Annotated in this window: 17 protein-coding genes and 1 tRNA gene; 17 read left to right on the top strand and 1 reads right to left on the bottom strand. The window is 29.4% G+C overall.

Annotated elements, in window-relative coordinates; genetic code table 11:
- Positions 1-8: 8 nt before the first annotated feature.
- The 16 genes from H8923_RS10630 (at position 9) to H8923_RS10705 (ending at position 14,517) form a co-directional block, all read left to right on the top strand.
- Positions 9-323 carry a PTS lactose/cellobiose transporter subunit IIA gene (locus tag H8923_RS10630; protein ID WP_153924690.1) on the top strand — a complete coding sequence of 105 codons (315 nt, stop codon included), beginning with the start codon at positions 9-11 and terminating at the stop codon, positions 321-323.
- A gap of 46 nt (positions 324-369) precedes the next feature.
- Entirely contained in the window at positions 370-711 is a 342-nt protein-coding gene (locus H8923_RS10635; protein ID WP_153924695.1) for a PTS sugar transporter subunit IIB, read from the top strand.
- 38 nt (positions 712-749) lie between these two features.
- Positions 750-2,078 carry a PTS sugar transporter subunit IIC gene (locus tag H8923_RS10640; RefSeq protein ID WP_153924698.1) on the top strand — a complete coding sequence of 443 codons (1,329 nt, stop codon included), beginning with the start codon at positions 750-752 and terminating at the stop codon, positions 2,076-2,078.
- Positions 2,079-2,087: 9 nt separating this feature from the next.
- The gene (locus H8923_RS10645) at positions 2,088-3,158 is read left to right on the top strand and encodes an aminopeptidase P family protein (RefSeq protein WP_153924701.1); all 1,071 of its coding nucleotides are present in this window, start codon (positions 2,088-2,090) and stop codon (positions 3,156-3,158) included.
- A gap of 2 nt (positions 3,159-3,160) precedes the next feature.
- Positions 3,161-4,378: a MalY/PatB family protein gene (locus H8923_RS10650; protein ID WP_153924703.1), complete on the top strand. Its 1,218-nt coding sequence runs from the start codon at positions 3,161-3,163 to the stop codon at positions 4,376-4,378.
- Between the two features lie 236 nt (positions 4,379-4,614).
- Complete coding sequence (locus tag H8923_RS10655) at positions 4,615-5,559, top strand: iron-hydroxamate ABC transporter substrate-binding protein (protein ID WP_187127913.1); 945 nt, start codon at positions 4,615-4,617, stop codon at positions 5,557-5,559.
- Positions 5,560-5,715: 156 nt separating this feature from the next.
- Positions 5,716-6,729 carry a FecCD family ABC transporter permease gene (locus H8923_RS10660; protein ID WP_153924705.1) on the top strand — a complete coding sequence of 338 codons (1,014 nt, stop codon included), beginning with the start codon at positions 5,716-5,718 and terminating at the stop codon, positions 6,727-6,729.
- Between the two features lie 3 nt (positions 6,730-6,732).
- Positions 6,733-7,746 (top strand): FecCD family ABC transporter permease, encoded by a 1,014-nt coding sequence (locus H8923_RS10665; protein ID WP_153924707.1) that lies wholly within the window; start codon positions 6,733-6,735, stop codon positions 7,744-7,746.
- 53 nt (positions 7,747-7,799) lie between these two features.
- Entirely contained in the window at positions 7,800-8,585 is a 786-nt protein-coding gene (locus tag H8923_RS10670) for an ABC transporter ATP-binding protein (RefSeq protein WP_153924711.1), read from the top strand.
- Positions 8,586-8,594: 9 nt separating this feature from the next.
- On the top strand, positions 8,595-9,950 hold the full coding sequence (locus H8923_RS10675; RefSeq protein WP_153924714.1) for an MATE family efflux transporter: 1,356 nt from the start codon (positions 8,595-8,597) through the stop codon (positions 9,948-9,950).
- A 239-nt stretch (positions 9,951-10,189) separates the two neighbouring features.
- Positions 10,190-10,265 (top strand) — tRNA-Lys (locus tag H8923_RS10680).
- A 145-nt stretch (positions 10,266-10,410) separates the two neighbouring features.
- A complete protein-coding gene (locus H8923_RS10685) occupies positions 10,411-11,100 on the top strand; it encodes a Crp/Fnr family transcriptional regulator (RefSeq protein ID WP_153924717.1) in 690 nt (229 codons plus the stop codon).
- A gap of 39 nt (positions 11,101-11,139) precedes the next feature.
- Entirely contained in the window at positions 11,140-12,633 is a 1,494-nt protein-coding gene (locus H8923_RS10690; protein WP_153924720.1) for a YjjI family glycine radical enzyme, read from the top strand.
- 2 nt (positions 12,634-12,635) lie between these two features.
- Positions 12,636-13,436 (top strand): YjjW family glycine radical enzyme activase, encoded by an 801-nt coding sequence (locus H8923_RS10695; protein ID WP_153924723.1) that lies wholly within the window; start codon positions 12,636-12,638, stop codon positions 13,434-13,436.
- A gap of 136 nt (positions 13,437-13,572) precedes the next feature.
- Positions 13,573-14,220, top strand: coding sequence for a YitT family protein (locus H8923_RS10700; RefSeq protein WP_153924726.1), 648 nt, complete (start codon positions 13,573-13,575; stop codon positions 14,218-14,220).
- Positions 14,221-14,295: 75 nt separating this feature from the next.
- On the top strand, positions 14,296-14,517 hold the full coding sequence (locus tag H8923_RS10705; protein ID WP_153924729.1) for an alpha/beta-type small acid-soluble spore protein: 222 nt from the start codon (positions 14,296-14,298) through the stop codon (positions 14,515-14,517).
- Positions 14,518-14,582: 65 nt separating this feature from the next.
- Here the strand turns inward: H8923_RS10705 and H8923_RS10710 are convergent, their stop codons facing one another.
- On the bottom strand, positions 14,583-15,926 hold the full coding sequence (locus H8923_RS10710) for a sodium-dependent transporter (protein ID WP_243139889.1): 1,344 nt from the start codon (positions 15,924-15,926) through the stop codon (positions 14,583-14,585).
- A gap of 574 nt (positions 15,927-16,500) precedes the next feature.
- On the opposite strand from H8923_RS10710, the gene mgtE reads away from it, so the two are divergent.
- Positions 16,501-17,835 (top strand): magnesium transporter, encoded by a 1,335-nt coding sequence (mgtE, locus tag H8923_RS10715; protein WP_153924732.1) that lies wholly within the window; start codon positions 16,501-16,503, stop codon positions 17,833-17,835.
- Positions 17,836-17,926: the final 91 nt, after the last annotated feature.

Here is a 17,926-nt window from a genome sequence, read left to right on the forward strand (position 1 = left end):
AAAAAGACATGGTATCAACAGAATTTGAAGTAATGGAACTTATAACTACTGCTGGAGAAAGTAAAGCTAAAGCTTTTGAAGCATTAAAAATGGTAAAGGATAAGAAGTTTGATGAGGCTAGAGAATTAATAGCGGAAGCTAGAAAAATAGATGTTCAAGCACATAGGATTCAAACTGAACTAATAACTAGAGATATAGATGAAGAGCAAGAAAGTCCTGCCATGGGATTATTAATGGTTCATGCTCAAGATCACTATATGACTTCTCAGTTAGCAAAGGATTTAATAGAGACTTTAATAGAAGTACTTGATGACGCAAAGTAAGTAATTAAAAAAATATAAACTAAAAATAATTTTAGGGGGAATAATTATGAAGATATTATTATGTTGTGCAGGTGGATTTTCTACTAATATGTTAATGCAAAATATGAAGAAGGTAGTTAAAGAAAGTACTAAGTTAAATGAAAATGATTTTAAATTTACAGCTATACCAGCCGACTCATTAGAAAGTGAAATAGATAATTGGGATATAGTTATGATTGGTCCACAAGTTTCTCATAAAACTGATTTTATAGAATCAATATGTAAGCCAAGAAATAAGCCTTTTGTTGTAATAGATAAAGATGTATATGGAAAAATGGATGGGGCAACAGTAATGAAATTAGCTTTAGTAACATATAAAAAGCATGAATTAGCTAATGCAGCAAGATAGTGGGGTTAAAATAATTAATAAATAATAGGGGGATGACAATGTTCGCAAAGTTTGAAGCATTTATGAATCGTGTATTTACACCTATAGCTCACAAAGTGGATAATCAACGTCACTTAAGTGCTATAAAGGCAGGAATGGTAGCAATGACACCATTTACTATACTAGGTAGTTTCTTTGCTATAATTCCAGCACTTCCAAATATGATAGGGGAAAATAACCCAGTAAGTCAATTTATATTAAATAATGCAGAAATACTAGATTTGCCAGTAACTCTTTCTATAGGATTAATCGGACTATATGCTTGTATGTGTATATCTTTTAACTTAGGTAATCATTACAAATTATATATTCCAGGTTGTGTTACTCTTTCTACTTTTGCCTTTTTATTCTTAGTATCATCCTTTACACCGGATGGAACTTTAGAACTTGGAAACTTAGGTGCTAAAGGCTTATTTACAGGTATGCTAACAGCTATAGGAGCAGTAGAACTTTATAATTTATGTAAGAAGAAAAATCTTACGATTAGAATGCCAGAAGGTGTACCAGACTTTGTATCTAAATCATTTGAATTAATACCTACAACTATAATCGTAGGTGGTACATTCATCGTATTACGTTTTGTATCTTTAAATGTATTTGGAGAATTACCTCCACAAATACTTACTAGATTCTTAGAACCATTAGTAGGTAGTATGGATAATCCATGGGCAGTTCTAGCTCTAAACTTCTGTATATGTACGGTATTCTTCTTTGGTATACATTCATCTGTTTTCAGTCCAATAACTCGTCCAATAATGGTTACATTTATAGCAGAAAATATAGCTGCTATGCAAGCTGGTCAGCCAATACCTCACTTCTATACTGCAGGTGCATCAAGTGCATTTTTCGGGTTTACAGGAGCAGGTATAACAATAGGTTGTGTAATAGCGTGTATGTTATCTAAAAACAAGAGTTTTAAAAAAATAGGTCAAGTATCATTATTCCCATCTCTATTTGGAATAAATGAACCAATATTATTTGGTGCTCCAATAATATTAAATCCAATAATGTTTATACCATTTGTATTTGGTGGAGCAATAATAGGTACACTACCAATGTTCTTAATGCATTTTGGATGGTTAGCTAAACCAGTATTTGACCCTCCATATGTAGGTGTGTTCCTTGAAGGATTTTTAACAAATGGTGATTGGCGTTCAATAGTAGCTAATGCAATACAATTAGTATTAACTGTATTATTATACATGCCATTCTTTAAAATAATGGAACGTCAAGCTGAAGCTAAATTAGAAGAAGAAAATAAAACAAGTAAAAATATATTTACAGAGGATGAAGAAGATCTATTAGATGACTTAGGATTAGACTTCTAGGTGATGAATATGAATAGTAGATTAGATAAAATAAGAAAATTAATAGAAGAAAAGAATATAGATGCACTTCTAATAAAAGGTAAAAATAATAAGCGATATATTGGTGCTTTAACAGGTAGTGGAGTATATGTTTTGGTTACAAAAGATAAGGCTTATCAAATTTTAGATGGAAGATACATTGATGAAGCAAATAAAAAAACAACTATATTTGAAAATAAAGTTGTTCCACAAGGATCATATATACTAGCTATAATTGATTTACTTAAAGAATTATCTTTACAAAAGGTTGGAATAGAGAGTCAATTTATGAGTATAAGAGAGTATATTGATTTAAGTGAATGTAGTTTTGATATTACATTAATAACTAATGAGCTAGGTAAAGTAAGATCAGTAAAATCTAAAGAAGAAATCGAAACTATTAGAAAAGCTTGTGAGTTAACAGATGAAATATTCAAAGAAGTTATCTCTGAAATAAAAGAAGGAATGACAGAATTAGAGGTTTCTGCATTACTTCACTACTGGACACTAAAAAAAGGTGCAAGTGGTATGGCTTTTGAACCAATTGTTGCATCTGGTGAAAGGGGCGCCATGCCACATGGTCGCCCTACAACAAAAAAATTAAAAAGAAATGAAGCTATTACAATTGATTTTGGTATTGTGTATGAAGGATATCAATCTGATATGACAAGGACAATATCTATAGGAGAACCACCAAAGTTGATAAAAGAAATATATAAAGCAGTTTTAAAGGCTCAGAATTTGGCAATAGAAGGAATTAGGGAAGGTGTATCTGCTAGAGACGTAGATAAAATTGCTAGAGATAGTATAGCAGAATCAGGTTTTGGGGACTATTTTACTCATGGTTTAGGTCATGGAATGGGACTTGGTGATGGTGAACTGCCTACACTGAATTCCAGAAGTGAAGATATTCTAGAAGAAGGTATGGTAATGTCATGTGAACCAGGAATATATATTCCAGATGTAGGTGGAGTACGAATAGAAGACGATATCGTAATAATAAATGGAAAAGGTGTTTCACTTAATAAGACTTCAAAAGAATGGATTATACTAGGAGAGTAAAAATGAAATATAATTTTGATAAAGTAATAAATCGAAAAGAAAGCCATTGTAGAAAATGGAGCAATAAGGTTTTAAAAGATAAGTTTGATTTAGATGAAACTGCAATTCCAATGGACTTAGCTGACATTGACTTTGAATGCTCACCAGCAATAAAGGATGCAATACTAAAAAGGGCATCAGTAGGGGATTACAGCTATACTTTTGTAGAAGATGAGTTCTATGAAGCTGTAATTAACTGGAATAAAAGAAGATTTAATATTGATATAGATAAAGAATGGATAAAGTTAACTTTTGGTACAGTATCAACTCTACATTATATAGTTCAGGCATATACAAAAGAAGGAGAAGGGGTATTAATAAATACACCAGCTTATGACCCTTTTGCTGAAGCAGTAGAAAATAATAATAGACAATTATATTGTAGCCCATTAAAATTAATGAATAATAGGTATTATCTAGACTTTGACGACATTGAAGCTCAAATGAAAGATAGTAATATTAAAGTATATATATTCTGCAGTCCACAAAATCCTTCGGGGCGTATATGGACAAAGGATGAATTATATAAGTTATCGGAACTATGTTTAAAATATAATGTGTTACTAGTAAGTGATGAAATACATCGAGATGTAGTATTTAAGGGGCATGAGTTTATATCTTTGTGGAATGCACATCCAGATATTCATAGTAATAGTTTGGTATGCGTGTCTCCAAATAAAGGGTTTAACTTAGGAGGGCTTAAAACTTCATATGTTTTAGCTAAAAATAAAAAAGTAAGAGAAACTTTATTAGAACAGTTAAAAAGAAATTCAATAACATCTCCAAATGTATTTGCTATACCAGCAATTACAGCTGCTTACAATGATAGTGAAGAATGGTTGGATGAAATGACTAAGTATGTTGAAGGGAATTTTGAAATTGTGTATGATTTCTTTGAAAGAAATATACCTAATGCAAAAGTAATGAAATCGGATTCCTCTTTCTTAGCATGGATAGATGTAAGAGAATTATTTGAAGATGAAGAAGAAGCGAATGAATTTTTTAAAACTGCAAAGGTAACTATGGTAGTAGGAAGTTATTTTGTCAAAGATGGAGAAGGATTTATTCGCCTTAATATAGGATGTCCTAGAGCTACATTAAATGAAGCTCTTAAAAGAATTAAAGATACATATAAAAAACTTTACCATAATAAATTTAGTGTAAGTATGAATATAAATTAGATAAAAAAGAGTTGTTCAAGTGAGATATTTCATTTGAGTAGCTCTTTTTTTATTGATAAAAATATAATAATCGACAAAATTTTCATAAAAACTAAATATTTTAATAAAAAAGCTAAATATATTTAAAAAAGTTATTGACTAGAAAGAAAAAGATGATATAATGAATTTATAAATCAGATGATAACAATTATCAATATTAAAAATTATATAAATAATATATATTGGAGGACATAAAAGTGAAAAGATTAAAATCATTAATGCTATTAGGTGTAACAATAGCTACACTAGGATTAGTTACTGGTTGTTCGGGAAACAGTAACAATGAAAGTTCAAAGGATGAATCACAAACAAGAATAGTACAATCTGTAAAAGGAGAAGTTGAAATACCGGCAAATCCTAAAAGAATAGTTGATATATCTGGAAGTAGTGAAGAATTAGCTTTATTAGGACATACTCCAGTGGGGACAGCTAATGTAGACTCGTATGAAACAGATAAAGTTCCATCATATGTACAAGATAAATTAGGTGATGCAAAAGTAGTTGGTCACTCAATGATGGATACAATGGATATAGAAGCAATACTTGCTGCAGAGCCAGATTTAATAATAATGGCACCAAGACAAGAAAAGATATATGATCAATTAAAAGAAATAGCTCCAGTTGTTATGTTAGAAGATAGATCAAACGATTGGGAAGCAAAACTTAAAGACGTAGCGGCATTATTCGGGCAAGAAGAAGAAGCTCAAAAGTGGTTAGATAATTACTATGCAAAAGCAGAAGAAATAGGTAAGGAAATAAAAGAAGCTAACGGAGATCAAACTTATTTAACAGTACTAGCATCATCAGGGCAATTTATGGTATTTACTGAAGGTGGTATAGGAACTGTATTAAAAGAAGATATGAAATTACCTCAACCAGCTAATATGCCTGAGCAAGATAGTATAACATTACCAACTGTTACTATGGAAGGTTTAACAGAAATAGATGCAGATCACATAATAGTTATAGCTACAGAATCAGATAAAGCTGATTTAAAAGCAAGTACAGTATGGCCACAAATAAGAGCTGTTAAAGAAGGTAACGTAACAATACTTGATGCAAGTCCATACTTCAGTCAAGCATACAATCCAATAGGAAGAGAATTATTATTACAATCAATCAAAGATGAAGTTGTAAAATAGTAAATATATAGAAGTAGGTGGTGAAAAACTATAAATTTTCATCACCTACTATTTCAGTTTATAGAAAAATTATATTTTAAAAATAATTGTATTGAAGTTTTGTGGGTATATATTAATATAGTACTTCAATTAACTTTGATGTAAGGAGGATGAAGAATGGCTAAACAAAAAAGAAAAACCTTAGCTTATTCATTAATGATAATAGGGATAATATTGCTTATATTTGGTATAGGAATGTCTATATCACTTGGAGCAAAACAAATAGATTTCTCAACGATATTACAAAGTTTATTTACAAATGATAATGATGTAAATATTAAGATAATTAGAGATGTTAGAATACCTAGAGCAGTTGCAGCAGCACTTGTAGGTGGTTTTTTAGCAGTAGCTGGAGCAATAATGCAAGGGATAACAAGAAATCCAATAGCAGAGCCATCTGTAATGGGAATTACTCAAGGTGCTACATTTATGATAGCTGTAGCATTTGTATTACAAAGAATTTACCCAAATTTAGTTATAGGAAGTTTTGGGCTTATGATATTTGCTTTTCTTGGAGCTAGTATAAGTGGACTTTTGGTATATTTTGTAAGTTCTAGGTCGGCTAGAAAGGTTGACCCAGTAAAACTTGCTCTTGCAGGAACAGCATTAGGTACTTTATTAATATCTTTAGCAATGGGAATTTCAATGTACTTTAATTTATCACAACAATTAAGTTTTTGGATTTCAGGGGGATTAGTAAGTGCTAAGTGGCAAGGTGTAAATTTATTATTTATAGTTGGTGGAATTGCATTCATAGGATCTATAATAATGGCACCGAAAATAACGATCCTTAGCTTAGGAGAAGAAGTAGCAATAGGATTAGGCCAAAGAACAAATTTAGTAAGATTTATATGCTTAATGATAGTAATAGCTTTAACTGGAGCATCAGTTTCAGTAGCTGGTAATATAGTATTTGTAGGTCTTATAATTCCACAAATAGCTAAAGCTATAGTAGGATCAGACTATAAATATATAATACCAATCTCAATGATATTAGGTTCAGTGTTATTAGTATACAGTGATATTATGGCTAGAATGATAAATCCGCCATATGAGACTCCAATAGGATCATTAACAGCATTATTAGGAGTACCTATGTTTATATACCTTGTAAGAAAGGATACGAAATAGATTATGAATATGAGTAAAAATAAAAAATTTGCCCTAGTTATAGGGATTTTAATATCATTGATATTTATTACATTTTTAGTTAGCTTGAATTTAGGATCATTATCTATAGAACCAGTGGATGTTATAAAAACATTAATAGGGCAAGGATCTAAAAGTCAAGAAATAGCTATATTTAAGTTAAGATTACCGAGAATAGTAATAGGAATATTAGTAGGAACAGCATTGGCTACAGCAGGTACTATTTTACAAGGAGTCACTAAAAACGACCTAGCTGATTCAGGTATACTAGGTATAAATTCAGGTGCAGCACTATTTGTTGTAGTATATATATATATTATGAATGGGAATGTATATGATGGAATAAGCAATACAACAATATTTACAATGCCGATAGTAGCTTTAACAGGGGCAATATTTGGAGCATTTTTAATTTATATACTTGCATGGAAAAATGGTATAAGTTCATCTAGATTATTATTAATAGGAATAGGTATAAATGTTGCATTTACATCAATACTTACAATTTTCCAACTAAAATTCACAACTCAGGAATTTAATAGAGTAATGGCTTGGACATCTGGAAGTATATGGGGATCAAATTGGAAGTATGTAATGGCAGTATTACCTTTTATAATAATATTTATGGCATTAACAATATACAAATCTAGATATTTAGATGCATTAAATTTAGGTGATGAAGTAGCAACTGGATTAGGGATAGAAGTTGAAAAAGAGAGAAGAAAATTAATAGTATATGCGGTTATTTTAGCGGGTGTTGCTACATCAGTAGCTGGTAGTATAGGATTTTTAGGTTTGGTTGCGCCACATATTGCTCGTAAATTAGTAGGTCCTAAACATAAAAAATTAATTCCAGCAGCGGCTCTTGTTGGAACATTAATATTATTAGTTGCAGATACTATATCTAGGAATTTAATAGCTCCTATGGAGATTCCAGTAGGAATAGTTGTAGCAATAATAGGTGTTCCATACTTTATTTATTTAATGTTAGCAGAATAAGATATTTATTTAGTGATAATTAGGTGGCTTTAAATAGCTAGGAGGAGACAAATATGAATTGTATAAGTACTAAAAATTTAAATATTTCATATGGAAATTTAGATATAGTAAAAGATTTAAATTTAAATATACCAAAAGGAAAAATAACTACGATAATAGGTGCTAATGGTTGTGGAAAATCAACAGTACTAAAAACTATAGCTAGAATCATACAACCTAAAAGTGGTGATATTTATATAAATGATAAAAATATAAAAGAGCAAAGCTCAAAAGATTTAGCTAAAACAATGGCTGTACTTCCTCAAAGCCCTCAAGCGCCAAGTGGACTTACTGTGGAAGAACTAATAGCATATGGAAGATTTCCACACCAAAAAGGATTTGGAAAGTTAAAAAAAGAAGATACAGACATAGTTACATGGGCATTAGAAGTAACTGGGATAAAAGAATTTAGAGATAGACCGATAGAAGCTCTATCAGGGGGACAAAGACAAAGAGCTTGGATAGCTATGGCTTTGGCCCAACAAACAGATATACTTGTACTTGATGAACCAACAACTTATTTAGATTTAGCACATCAACTTGAAGTACTAAATTTATTAGAAGAATTAAATAGAACTCAAGGAACAACTATAGTTATGGTAATACATGAACTTAACAATGCAGCTAGATTTGCAGATCACATGATCGGTGTAAAAAAAGGAAAGATAGTATGTCAAGGTGACGCATATGAAGTAATGACAAAGGAAAATCTTAAAGAATTATTTAATATAGATGCAGAAATTGTACAAGATCCTAGAACTCATAAACCAGTATGCATAACTTATGACATGGTAGGATAGGTAGAATTTATGGATAATCAACGAGCATTAAAAGAAGAAAGAATAGTAAGTTTATTAATTAAATACTCAGTACCAGCTATATTAGCGATGATGGTAACATCTTTATATAATACTGTAGATAGAGCTTTTATAGGATCTATAAAGGATGTAGGAGCACTTGCTATATCAGGTCTTGGAGTAACAATGCCTTTGTTTACAATTTTAGGAGCATTTTGTGTTGCAATAGCAATTGGAGGTAGCACAAATATTTCGATAAAGTTAGGAGAAGGCAATAAAGAAGAAGCTGAAGAAATTTTAGGAAGTACAGTTGCTTTAGAATTAGCGGTATCAATAGCAATATTACTTGTAGGAATTTTCTTTTTAGATGATATACTTTATATATTTGGAGCAAGTAATCATACTATTAAATATGCTAGAGAATATATGAGTGTAATATTTGCAGGTGCGTGGTTTAACTTACCTGGATTTGCTTTAAATAGTGCAATAAGAGCTGAAGGGAATCCTAAGTTAGCTGCAAAGATGATGATAATAAGTTGTATTCTAAATTTAATATTAGATCCTATATTTATATTTGGATTTGGAATGGGAATAAGAGGAGCAGCTGTAGGGACAGTAATCTGTCAATTAGTAGTGTGTCTTTGGTCTACACATTATTTTACATTAGGAAAATCAAATTTAAAATTAAAATTAAAGAATATAAAATTAGATAAAAATTATTTAAAGCTTATAGTAGTAATAGCTTTGACTCCATTTTGTATGGAGCTTGCAGCAGGATCAATACACCTAGTTACAAATAGAGTGCTAAAAATATATGGTGGAGATTTAGCAATAGGTGCTATGACAGCAGTAACATCAATATCTTTAATGTTCTTAATGCCAGTGTTTGGACTAAGTCAAGGAATGCAAACTATAATTGCATATAACCATGGAGCAAAACAGCCAGAACGTACAAAAAGAACATTATTACTAGCTATACTAGCTGCAACAATTATATTAACAATTGGATGCATACTAATTAAGTTATTCCCTAAGGTATTTGTAGGAATATTTACAAAGGACTCTGAACTTATGAACTTAGCTATTAATGGTATAAATATAAACTTAATAACACTTCCGACAATAGGAATTTCAATTTTAGGAGCGGTGTATTTCCAATCAATAGGAAGTGCTAAAAAATCTATGCTTTTAAGTCTATTAAGACAAGTAATAATATTAATACCAGTAATACTTTTAGTACCAAAGTTCTATGGATTAAATGGAGTATGGGCATCTCAACCTATTGCAGATATAGGAGCAATGGTGATAGTAATGATATTTTTAGCAAAAGAGTTTAAGAAAAAGGAAAGTATGGTAGAGAATATATAAATAAAAACACTGTCTATATAGACAGTGTTTTTATTTATATTATTTAATTGATTTTTAGATTTTGTAATGGCTGAAAAATTATATTTATAAGTTAATTATATATAGTATCATTATTGTACATAAGAAGTTATTATTTTCATATGTATATAATCAATAAAATTGTAAAATAATATATGTAGAAGTAAATAGAGCAACGCTTTTTTAGCAGTGTTTCCGACGTTCGAATCTCTGTATGTTATGATCCATTAGCTCAGTCGGTAGAGCACCTGACTTTTAATCAGGGTGTCCCGCGTTCGAGTCGCGGATGGATCACCATTAATCCACATCAAATTTGATGTGGATTTTTTATGTTAAAAAATGTATTATAAAATATATAAAGGGACATATGTCCTTTTGTTATTTTTTAATAATGATAAAATAATAGTAGAACAATAAAATGTTCGTTAGGAGAAATTAAAATATGCAAAATAGCTTATTTTATAATCGCATTATAAATGAAGAGGCCAAAAGGTTTATTGAAAAGATACCAATTGAAATAAAGTCAAAATGCAAAATAAGAGTTGTTGATAAAGGAAAGATAGTAGTATTAAAAGGAAATGACATAGAAAGTATTTATATAAGTTGTCAAGGTAAGATGCAGGTCAGAAATGAGTTTGAAAATGGATTTATTTATAGTTTTGCTAGTATAAACCCTATATCATACATAGGTGTGATGGAGGTCATGGCTAACAAACAAAACTATTCATCTACATTACAAGCTAGTACAGAGTGTATAATACTTGAAATACCAAAGAAAGACTTTATTGAGTGGATTACTAATGACCAAGAATTGACTTTAGAGGTATTGCATTTTGTATCGAAAAGTATGTATGAACAATCTTTAAAAACAGGTGAAGGACTAGCATATCCATCAATATGTATATTAATAACTTATTTGATGAATGTTTTTGAAAATGAAGATAAGGATATTGCTATTTTAGAAAAAACTAGAGAAGAAATTGGGTCAATATTAGGATTTTCAATAAGAACAATTAATAGAAATTTAAAAATACTAAAAGAAGAGAACCTAATTTCAGTAAACCGAAAAAGTATATCAATAACAAGAGAACAGTTTAATAGACTATCTTATAAGCTAGAATCAATTAAATAATATATAAATAAAAATACATAAAATTATGGAGGAAAAATAATGGAACAAGTATTAAATATCATAAAAAATGAAACATTAACTTACAATCAACAAGTATTACAGTTAGCAGGTCAAGCTGAAAGCACTCTAAATGTATTAAATATAGATGAAGAAACTAAAAAACTTCTTGATGCAGAAATAATATGTACTATGTTCGAGGGCAACGCTCCTTATAGACCAAGATATGTTATACCAAATTATGAAGTATTAATGGAAAAAGGGTGTAAGTTCTTAGACTTAGATGTACCAACTGACATATGGGAAGCAACTAATAATTTATTAATATTATATAAGCATGTACCATCTATAACATCATACCCAGTATACTTAGGTAACATAGATACACTTTTAGAACCATTTGTAAAAGATGAGGAAGAAGCGTATAAAGCTATAAAATTATATTTAAAACATATAGATAGATCGCTTACTGATTCATTTGTTCATGCAAATATAGGTCCAGTAGATACAAAAGCAGGTAGATTAATACTTAAAGCTATGAAAGAATTAGAATGTGCTATGCCAAATTTAACAGTTAAATATGATAAAGACATAACTTCTAAGGAATTTATAGAATTATGTGCAAGTACAGCTTTAGTAACTGCTAAACCGAGTTTTGCAAATCATAAAATGGATGTAGAAGATTTTGGAACAGAAAATTATGCACTAGCAAGTTGTTACAATGGATTTATTATAGGTGGGGGTGGATATACCCTAGTAAGACTTGTATTAAGTAGATTAGCCGAGTCATCAGGATCAGTTGAAGATTTCTTAGATAACAAATTACCATTTGCAGCTAAAAAGATGCTTGAATATATAGATGAAAGAATAAAGTTCTTAGTAGAAGAAGCAGCATTTTTCAAATCTAACTTCCTTGTAAAAGAAGGATTTATAAATAGAGATCTTTTCACAGGTATGTTTGGCTTAGTAGGTCTTGCTGAAGCTGTAAATCATTTATTAAATGCTACTGAGCAAAAAGATAGATTTGGTCATTCGAAAGAGGCTAATGATTTAGGTTTAAAAATAATTGAAAAGCTTAATTCTATAGTAAGCTCATATAAATCAATATATGTAAATTGTTTTGGTGGGAATCATGTGCTACATGCTCAAGTTGGTATAGATTCAGATACTGGAATATCTCCAGGATGTAGAATACCTGTTGGTGAAGAACCTAAATTATTTGAGCATATTTTACAGTCTGCACCATATCATAAATACTTCTTCAATGGAATAGGAGATATATTTGTATTTGAAGATACTTATAAAAATAATCCTGAAGCTATAGTAAATGTAATTGATGGAGCATTTAATTCAGGAATAAGATATACATCTGTTTATTCAGATAGCTGTGATGTTGTGCGTGTAACAGGATATCTTGTAAAAAAATCTGAAGTAGCAGAGCTTGAAAGCGGAAAAGCAGTTAAAAATAATGCAACTGTGTTCGGTATGAATGCAAAAAATGGTGCTAAAGCTTTTGATAGAAGGCTTAGAGATTAATTATGGCTTTAGTAAATAAAATAATTCCGTTTTCTTGTATCGATGGTCCTGGAAATAGAACAGCTATATTTTTCCAAGGGTGCAATTTAAAATGTACTTATTGTCATAATCCAGAAACTATCAATAAGTGTATAAACTGTGGCAAGTGTGTTTTAACTTGCCCAGTTAATGCTTTAGAAATGAATGATGGTAAGGTTATATGGGATGAATATAAATGCGTAGAATGTGATAACTGTATTAAAACGTGTAAAAGTTTATCAACTCCAAGAACTAAAGATTATTCAGTAGATAAATTATTTGAAGAAATAAAAAAAGTTAAACCATTCATTCAAGGTATAACTGTAAGTGGAGGTGAGTGTACTCTTAATGCAGATTTTTTAGTGGAGTTATTTACTAAAGTAAAAAAGGAGCTTAATCTTACTTGCTTTGTAGATACAAATGGAACCTTAGATCTTAGCGAAAAAGAAGACTTAGTAAATGTAACAGATAAATTTATGTTAGATATTAAGTGTATGGATGAAGAAGAGAGTGTAAGAATTACTGGATTAAGCAATGATATAGTTTTAAAAAATTTAAAATATCTATTAGATAAAGATAAACTTCATGAAGTAAGAACTGTAATAGCTCCAAATCTAAATAATGAATATACTGTTAAAGAGGTATCTAAGATTATTAATGGCAAATGTAAATATAAGCTTAATGCTTATAGAAAGTACGGTGTAAGACAAGAAGGACTAGAACTACATGGGAAAATAGGTCCAACTGATGAAGAAATGAAGGTTTATCTAGAATATATTCGATAATATATTATAATATTTAATATAGCAAAAAGAGGACTCAAAAAATTTTAGGGGTTCTCTTTTTTTATAAAAAACTATTCACCTTGGTATAATACCAAGGTCTATAATAATATTATGGATAATAATCTAGGAGGATTTTATGTGGATAAAAAAATATATAAAAAATTTAGCATTAATAGTTTTAGGAAGTTGTATATTAGCCTTTGGAAGTTTTAACTTTAACTATCAAAATGGTGTTACTGAAGGCGGGGTATTAGGCTTATTACTTCTTATAAAAAATATATTTGATATATCTCCATCAGTTACAGCATTAATAATAGATTTATCTTTATTTGCTCTTGGAGCTAAATTTTTTGGAAAGCAGTTTTTAGTTCTTTCTATTTTTGCTAGTTTATCTTTTTCAAGCTGGTATAAGATGTGGGAGAGTATTGGATTTATAGTTCCAAATTTAAGTAATAATATGCTTCTTGCAAGTATTCTTGCAGGTATGGGTGTAGGTATTGGTATAGGTATAATAGTTAGGGCTGGAGGAGCAGCTGGAGGAGATGATGTCATAGCTTTAGTAGGAGCAAAGCTTACTTTTTTTAAGGTAAATCATATATATATGATTACAGATTTTATAGTATTAATATTATCTTTATCTTACCTAAGTTTTAAACAAATATTATTTTCATTAATAGCAGTTACAATAAGTGGTAAAATAATAAGCATAATGTATGGCGAAGGTGAAGATAATGATGCTGATAAAAGTCTTCAAGAAGAATTTGCAAGTACAAAAGAAATTTAAGAAATATGAATAAAGAACTCCGAAAAAATGAATCTTATAAATGTAAGATTATAAATAAAAAGTAGGAGGTTATATATGGCAAATAAACCAGTAGACCCAAATGCAAAGGCAGCGCTAAATCAAATGAAGCTAGAAATAGCTAATGAATTAGGAATGGAAAATACTAATTTAAATGGAGCTAATAGTACCTCATATCAAAATGGAGAAATAGGTGGACGTGTTGGTGGTCAAATGAGTAAGAAGTTAGTTGCAATGGGAGAAGAAGCATTACTTAGACAATATAATAGTAAAAAATAATATCAAATAAAGCCATATTGTTAAGTGAAACAATATGGCTTTTAATTTAATTATCAAGATTTATATTAACCTATACCACCGTAAACTGAACCTAATATAATAACTATAACAGTTACTGGAACGAATATAAATCTAGCAAATTGTAAGAACCAATTTCCAAGAGGTCGCTTAGCTCCTTTATTTATCTCAGATAAAACATTTCCTTTAAATAAGAAGAATATTGATATAGCAGAAATAGTAGCTCCAATAGGAGATAGTATTATAGTTATAAAGTCTGTGAAAGAATTAAACTTATCAATACTAGTAGCTAAAGGTAAAGCTAATACAAAACATAAGGTAGAAATAAGTATAGATGCTTTTTTTCTACTAATCTTAGTAACAGATAATAATGCTTCAACAGGACCTTCTAGCATACTAACTGAAGAAGATATTGCTGCGAATATAATACTTAAGAAAAAGAATATGCTAATAATATTTCCATAAGGCATTACTTTAAATATAGAAGGTACAGTTATAAATAAAAGTGAAGGTCCAGCTGATGGGTCAAAACCAAAAGAGAAAACAGCAGGCATTATCATAAATGCAGCAAGTAATGCAGCTATAGTATCGAATATAGCAGTATTGATAGCAGAACTAATTATATCAAACTTATTATTTGTGTAACTTCCGTAAACAACCATACCACAACCCGTAAGAGATACAGTGAAGAATGCTTGCCCTAATGCCATAATCCAAGTTTCTAAACTAAGTAAAGCTTCCCATCTGGGTTTAAGTAAGTATTCAACACCAGCCATAGCTCCAGGTAAAGAAATAGATCTTATAGTAAGGAATATAAATAGTAAAAGTAATAATGGCATTATTATTTTATTTAATTTTTCTATACCCTTAGATACTCCAAAGCAAACTACTAGTAAAGTTATACATACTGATAATAAAAACCAGGGAACAGATGCAGTAGTTCCAGCAAATGAATCAAAGTATGTTGGTATATCTATATTATTTATATCACCAGTTAAACTAAGTGCAAAGTATTTTAAAATCCAACCTATAACTATAGAGTAAAACATGAATATACCAAATAATCCTATTACAGGTATAGCAGAGAATATAGAAGAAAACTTCATATTTCTACTTTCAAATATTTTACTTATACCAACCATAGAACCGGATTTAAAAGTTCTACCAAGTGTAAATTCACCAATAAGTCCAGTTGTTCCAAGTAAGAATACAAATAAGAAGTACGGTATTAAGAATGCAGCACCACCATATGTACCTAATTTATAAGAGAACATCCATATGTTACCTAAGCCTAAGGCAGCTCCAACACATGATACTATAAATCCAAATTTTGAAGAGAAGTTTTCTCTATTGTCTTCGAGAGACATTTTTTTATCAGATATTTTTTCCATTGTAATAATCTCCTCCTAAGATTTTATCTTAAAAATATATTTTAATAAAATAAAAAGGTCACATAGCTTAAACTATATGACCTTTTATACCTAGGATAAAACAAAAGGTCACATAGTTATTATCTATGTGACCACATTTATTGTATAACAACGTTAGCCATCATAGATACAAACTTTTTGAGTTTGTATCTATGATGTAAGACTATATATCATAAATACAAACCTATCTAAAATAGCTAAAGTAATAAAACTTATTAACTTTTAATAAATCTAGGTTTATATTAGTATTCATCATTAAATCTCCTTTTAATTTCTTTTATAAAAGTAAGTATATTCAGATAATTTAGGTTTGTCAATAAAAAGTAATAAAAAACTAAAAATGATTTTATTTTTCTTCATAAGTTCTCCATATTTGTAACATATAATGAAGATAAATAAAGGGAAAGGGTGTGATTTATATGGACAGTGATCCTCTACTGAAAACAAAAGAGAATAAATCTAAACAAATAGAGTTCATATACTTCACAATATTTTTGAATGAATGATATGAACTCTGTATTAAGGAGTAATTATCATGGTAAAAGTAGTAAGTAATTTAATAGAAGAAAGAAGAATATTAGAATTAAGTGAATATTTTCAAAAGCTAAATTCGGTAGATATAGCTAGGGATATGATTTATTTGAGAGATGAAGAAGCAGTACTAGCATTTAGAATATTACCAAAGGATATGGCAGTTGAGGTATTTTCATATCTTGATAAAGAAATGAAACAAAATATAATTCAATTAATTACAGATAATGAGATAAAAGATATAACAGATAAATTATTTTTAGATGATACGGTAGACTTTATAGAAGAGCTGCCATCACATATTGTAAAAAAGGTTCTAAAAAATACTACGAAAGAAAAACGAGAACTTATAAATCAATTTTTGAAATACGATGAAAATTCTGCAGGGTCTATTATGACAATAGAATTTTTAGATTTGAAAGAAAGTATGACAGTTAAAGAAGCTATAAATTATATAAGATATGAATGCTCTAAAAAAGAAGATGTTGATACTTGTTTTATAATTGATAAAAATAGAAAATTAAAGGGAACACTACCTTTAAAGCAATTAATTTTAAAGAATGAAGATGATGTTCTGGAAAATATAATGGATAAAAATATAATTTCAACTAAGACAATAGAAGATAGAGAGATGGTAGCATCTGATTTTAAAAAATATGATATAACATGTATGCCAGTAGTAGATTTTGAAAATCGATTAGTAGGCATAATAACAGTAGATGATATTATAGATATAATTGATCAAGAAAATACAGAAGATATTCAAAGAATGGCAGCTATGCATCCAAATGAAAAGCAATATTTAAAAACTCCAGTAACAGAGCTAGCAAAACATAGAGTTATTTGGCTTTTGGTACTAATGATATCTGCTACTATAACGGGATCTATTATTAAGCAATTTGATGATGTATTGCAATCTGTAGTAATATTAGCTGCATTTATACCTATGCTTATGGACACAGGTGGAAATGCGGGTTCACAATCATCTACACTAATAATAAGAGGATTGGCTTTAGGTGATATAAAAATAAAAGACTATTTAAAAGTTATGTGGAAGGAATTTAGAGTAAGTTTGATAGTAGCAATAATTCTTTCAACTGTAAATTTTTTTAGAATATATTTATTAGAAAAAACGGATTTAATGATTACGCTTACTGTATGCGGAAGTTTATTCTTTACAGTGATTATAGCAAAAGTTGTTGGAAGTTTACTTCCAATAATAGCTAAAAAGTTAAAGTTTGATCCAGCTATAATGGCAAGTCCATTAATAACAACTATAGTGGATGCATTTGCACTAATGATATACTTTAGTTTTGCAAAACTTTTTTTAGGAATATAAAGTAAATATTTAAAAATAAGGGGGTATTATCTTAATTAATTTTAAGATATACCTCTTTATTGTATTTTAAAAGTAATATATAGATTGGTTA

This window comes from Romboutsia faecis, from assembly GCF_014323405.1.
Classification (GTDB): domain Bacteria; phylum Bacillota; class Clostridia; order Peptostreptococcales; family Peptostreptococcaceae; genus Romboutsia_E; species Romboutsia_E faecis.

Excerpts from the sequence above, each read along its gene's own strand:
- H8923_RS10630 (WP_153924690.1), top strand. The coding sequence starts at position 9 with ATGGTATCAACAGAATTTGAAGTAATGGAACTTATAACTACTGCTGGA.
- H8923_RS10635 (WP_153924695.1), top strand. The coding sequence starts at position 370 with ATGAAGATATTATTATGTTGTGCAGGTGGATTTTCTACTAATATGTTA.
- H8923_RS10640 (WP_153924698.1), top strand. The coding sequence starts at position 750 with ATGTTCGCAAAGTTTGAAGCATTTATGAATCGTGTATTTACACCTATA.
- H8923_RS10645 (WP_153924701.1), top strand. The coding sequence starts at position 2,088 with ATGAATAGTAGATTAGATAAAATAAGAAAATTAATAGAAGAAAAGAAT.
- H8923_RS10650 (WP_153924703.1), top strand. The coding sequence starts at position 3,161 with ATGAAATATAATTTTGATAAAGTAATAAATCGAAAAGAAAGCCATTGT.
- H8923_RS10660 (WP_153924705.1), top strand. The coding sequence starts at position 5,716 with ATGGCTAAACAAAAAAGAAAAACCTTAGCTTATTCATTAATGATAATA.
- H8923_RS10665 (WP_153924707.1), top strand. The coding sequence starts at position 6,733 with ATGAATATGAGTAAAAATAAAAAATTTGCCCTAGTTATAGGGATTTTA.
- H8923_RS10670 (WP_153924711.1), top strand. The coding sequence starts at position 7,800 with ATGAATTGTATAAGTACTAAAAATTTAAATATTTCATATGGAAATTTA.
- H8923_RS10675 (WP_153924714.1), top strand. The coding sequence starts at position 8,595 with ATGGATAATCAACGAGCATTAAAAGAAGAAAGAATAGTAAGTTTATTA.
- H8923_RS10685 (WP_153924717.1), top strand. The coding sequence starts at position 10,411 with ATGCAAAATAGCTTATTTTATAATCGCATTATAAATGAAGAGGCCAAA.
- H8923_RS10690 (WP_153924720.1), top strand. The coding sequence starts at position 11,140 with ATGGAACAAGTATTAAATATCATAAAAAATGAAACATTAACTTACAAT.
- H8923_RS10695 (WP_153924723.1), top strand. The coding sequence starts at position 12,636 with ATGGCTTTAGTAAATAAAATAATTCCGTTTTCTTGTATCGATGGTCCT.
- H8923_RS10700 (WP_153924726.1), top strand. The coding sequence starts at position 13,573 with ATGTGGATAAAAAAATATATAAAAAATTTAGCATTAATAGTTTTAGGA.
- H8923_RS10705 (WP_153924729.1), top strand. The coding sequence starts at position 14,296 with ATGGCAAATAAACCAGTAGACCCAAATGCAAAGGCAGCGCTAAATCAA.
- H8923_RS10710 (WP_243139889.1), bottom strand. The coding sequence starts at position 15,926 with ATGGAAAAAATATCTGATAAAAAAATGTCTCTCGAAGACAATAGAGAA.
- mgtE (WP_153924732.1), top strand. The coding sequence starts at position 16,501 with ATGGTAAAAGTAGTAAGTAATTTAATAGAAGAAAGAAGAATATTAGAA.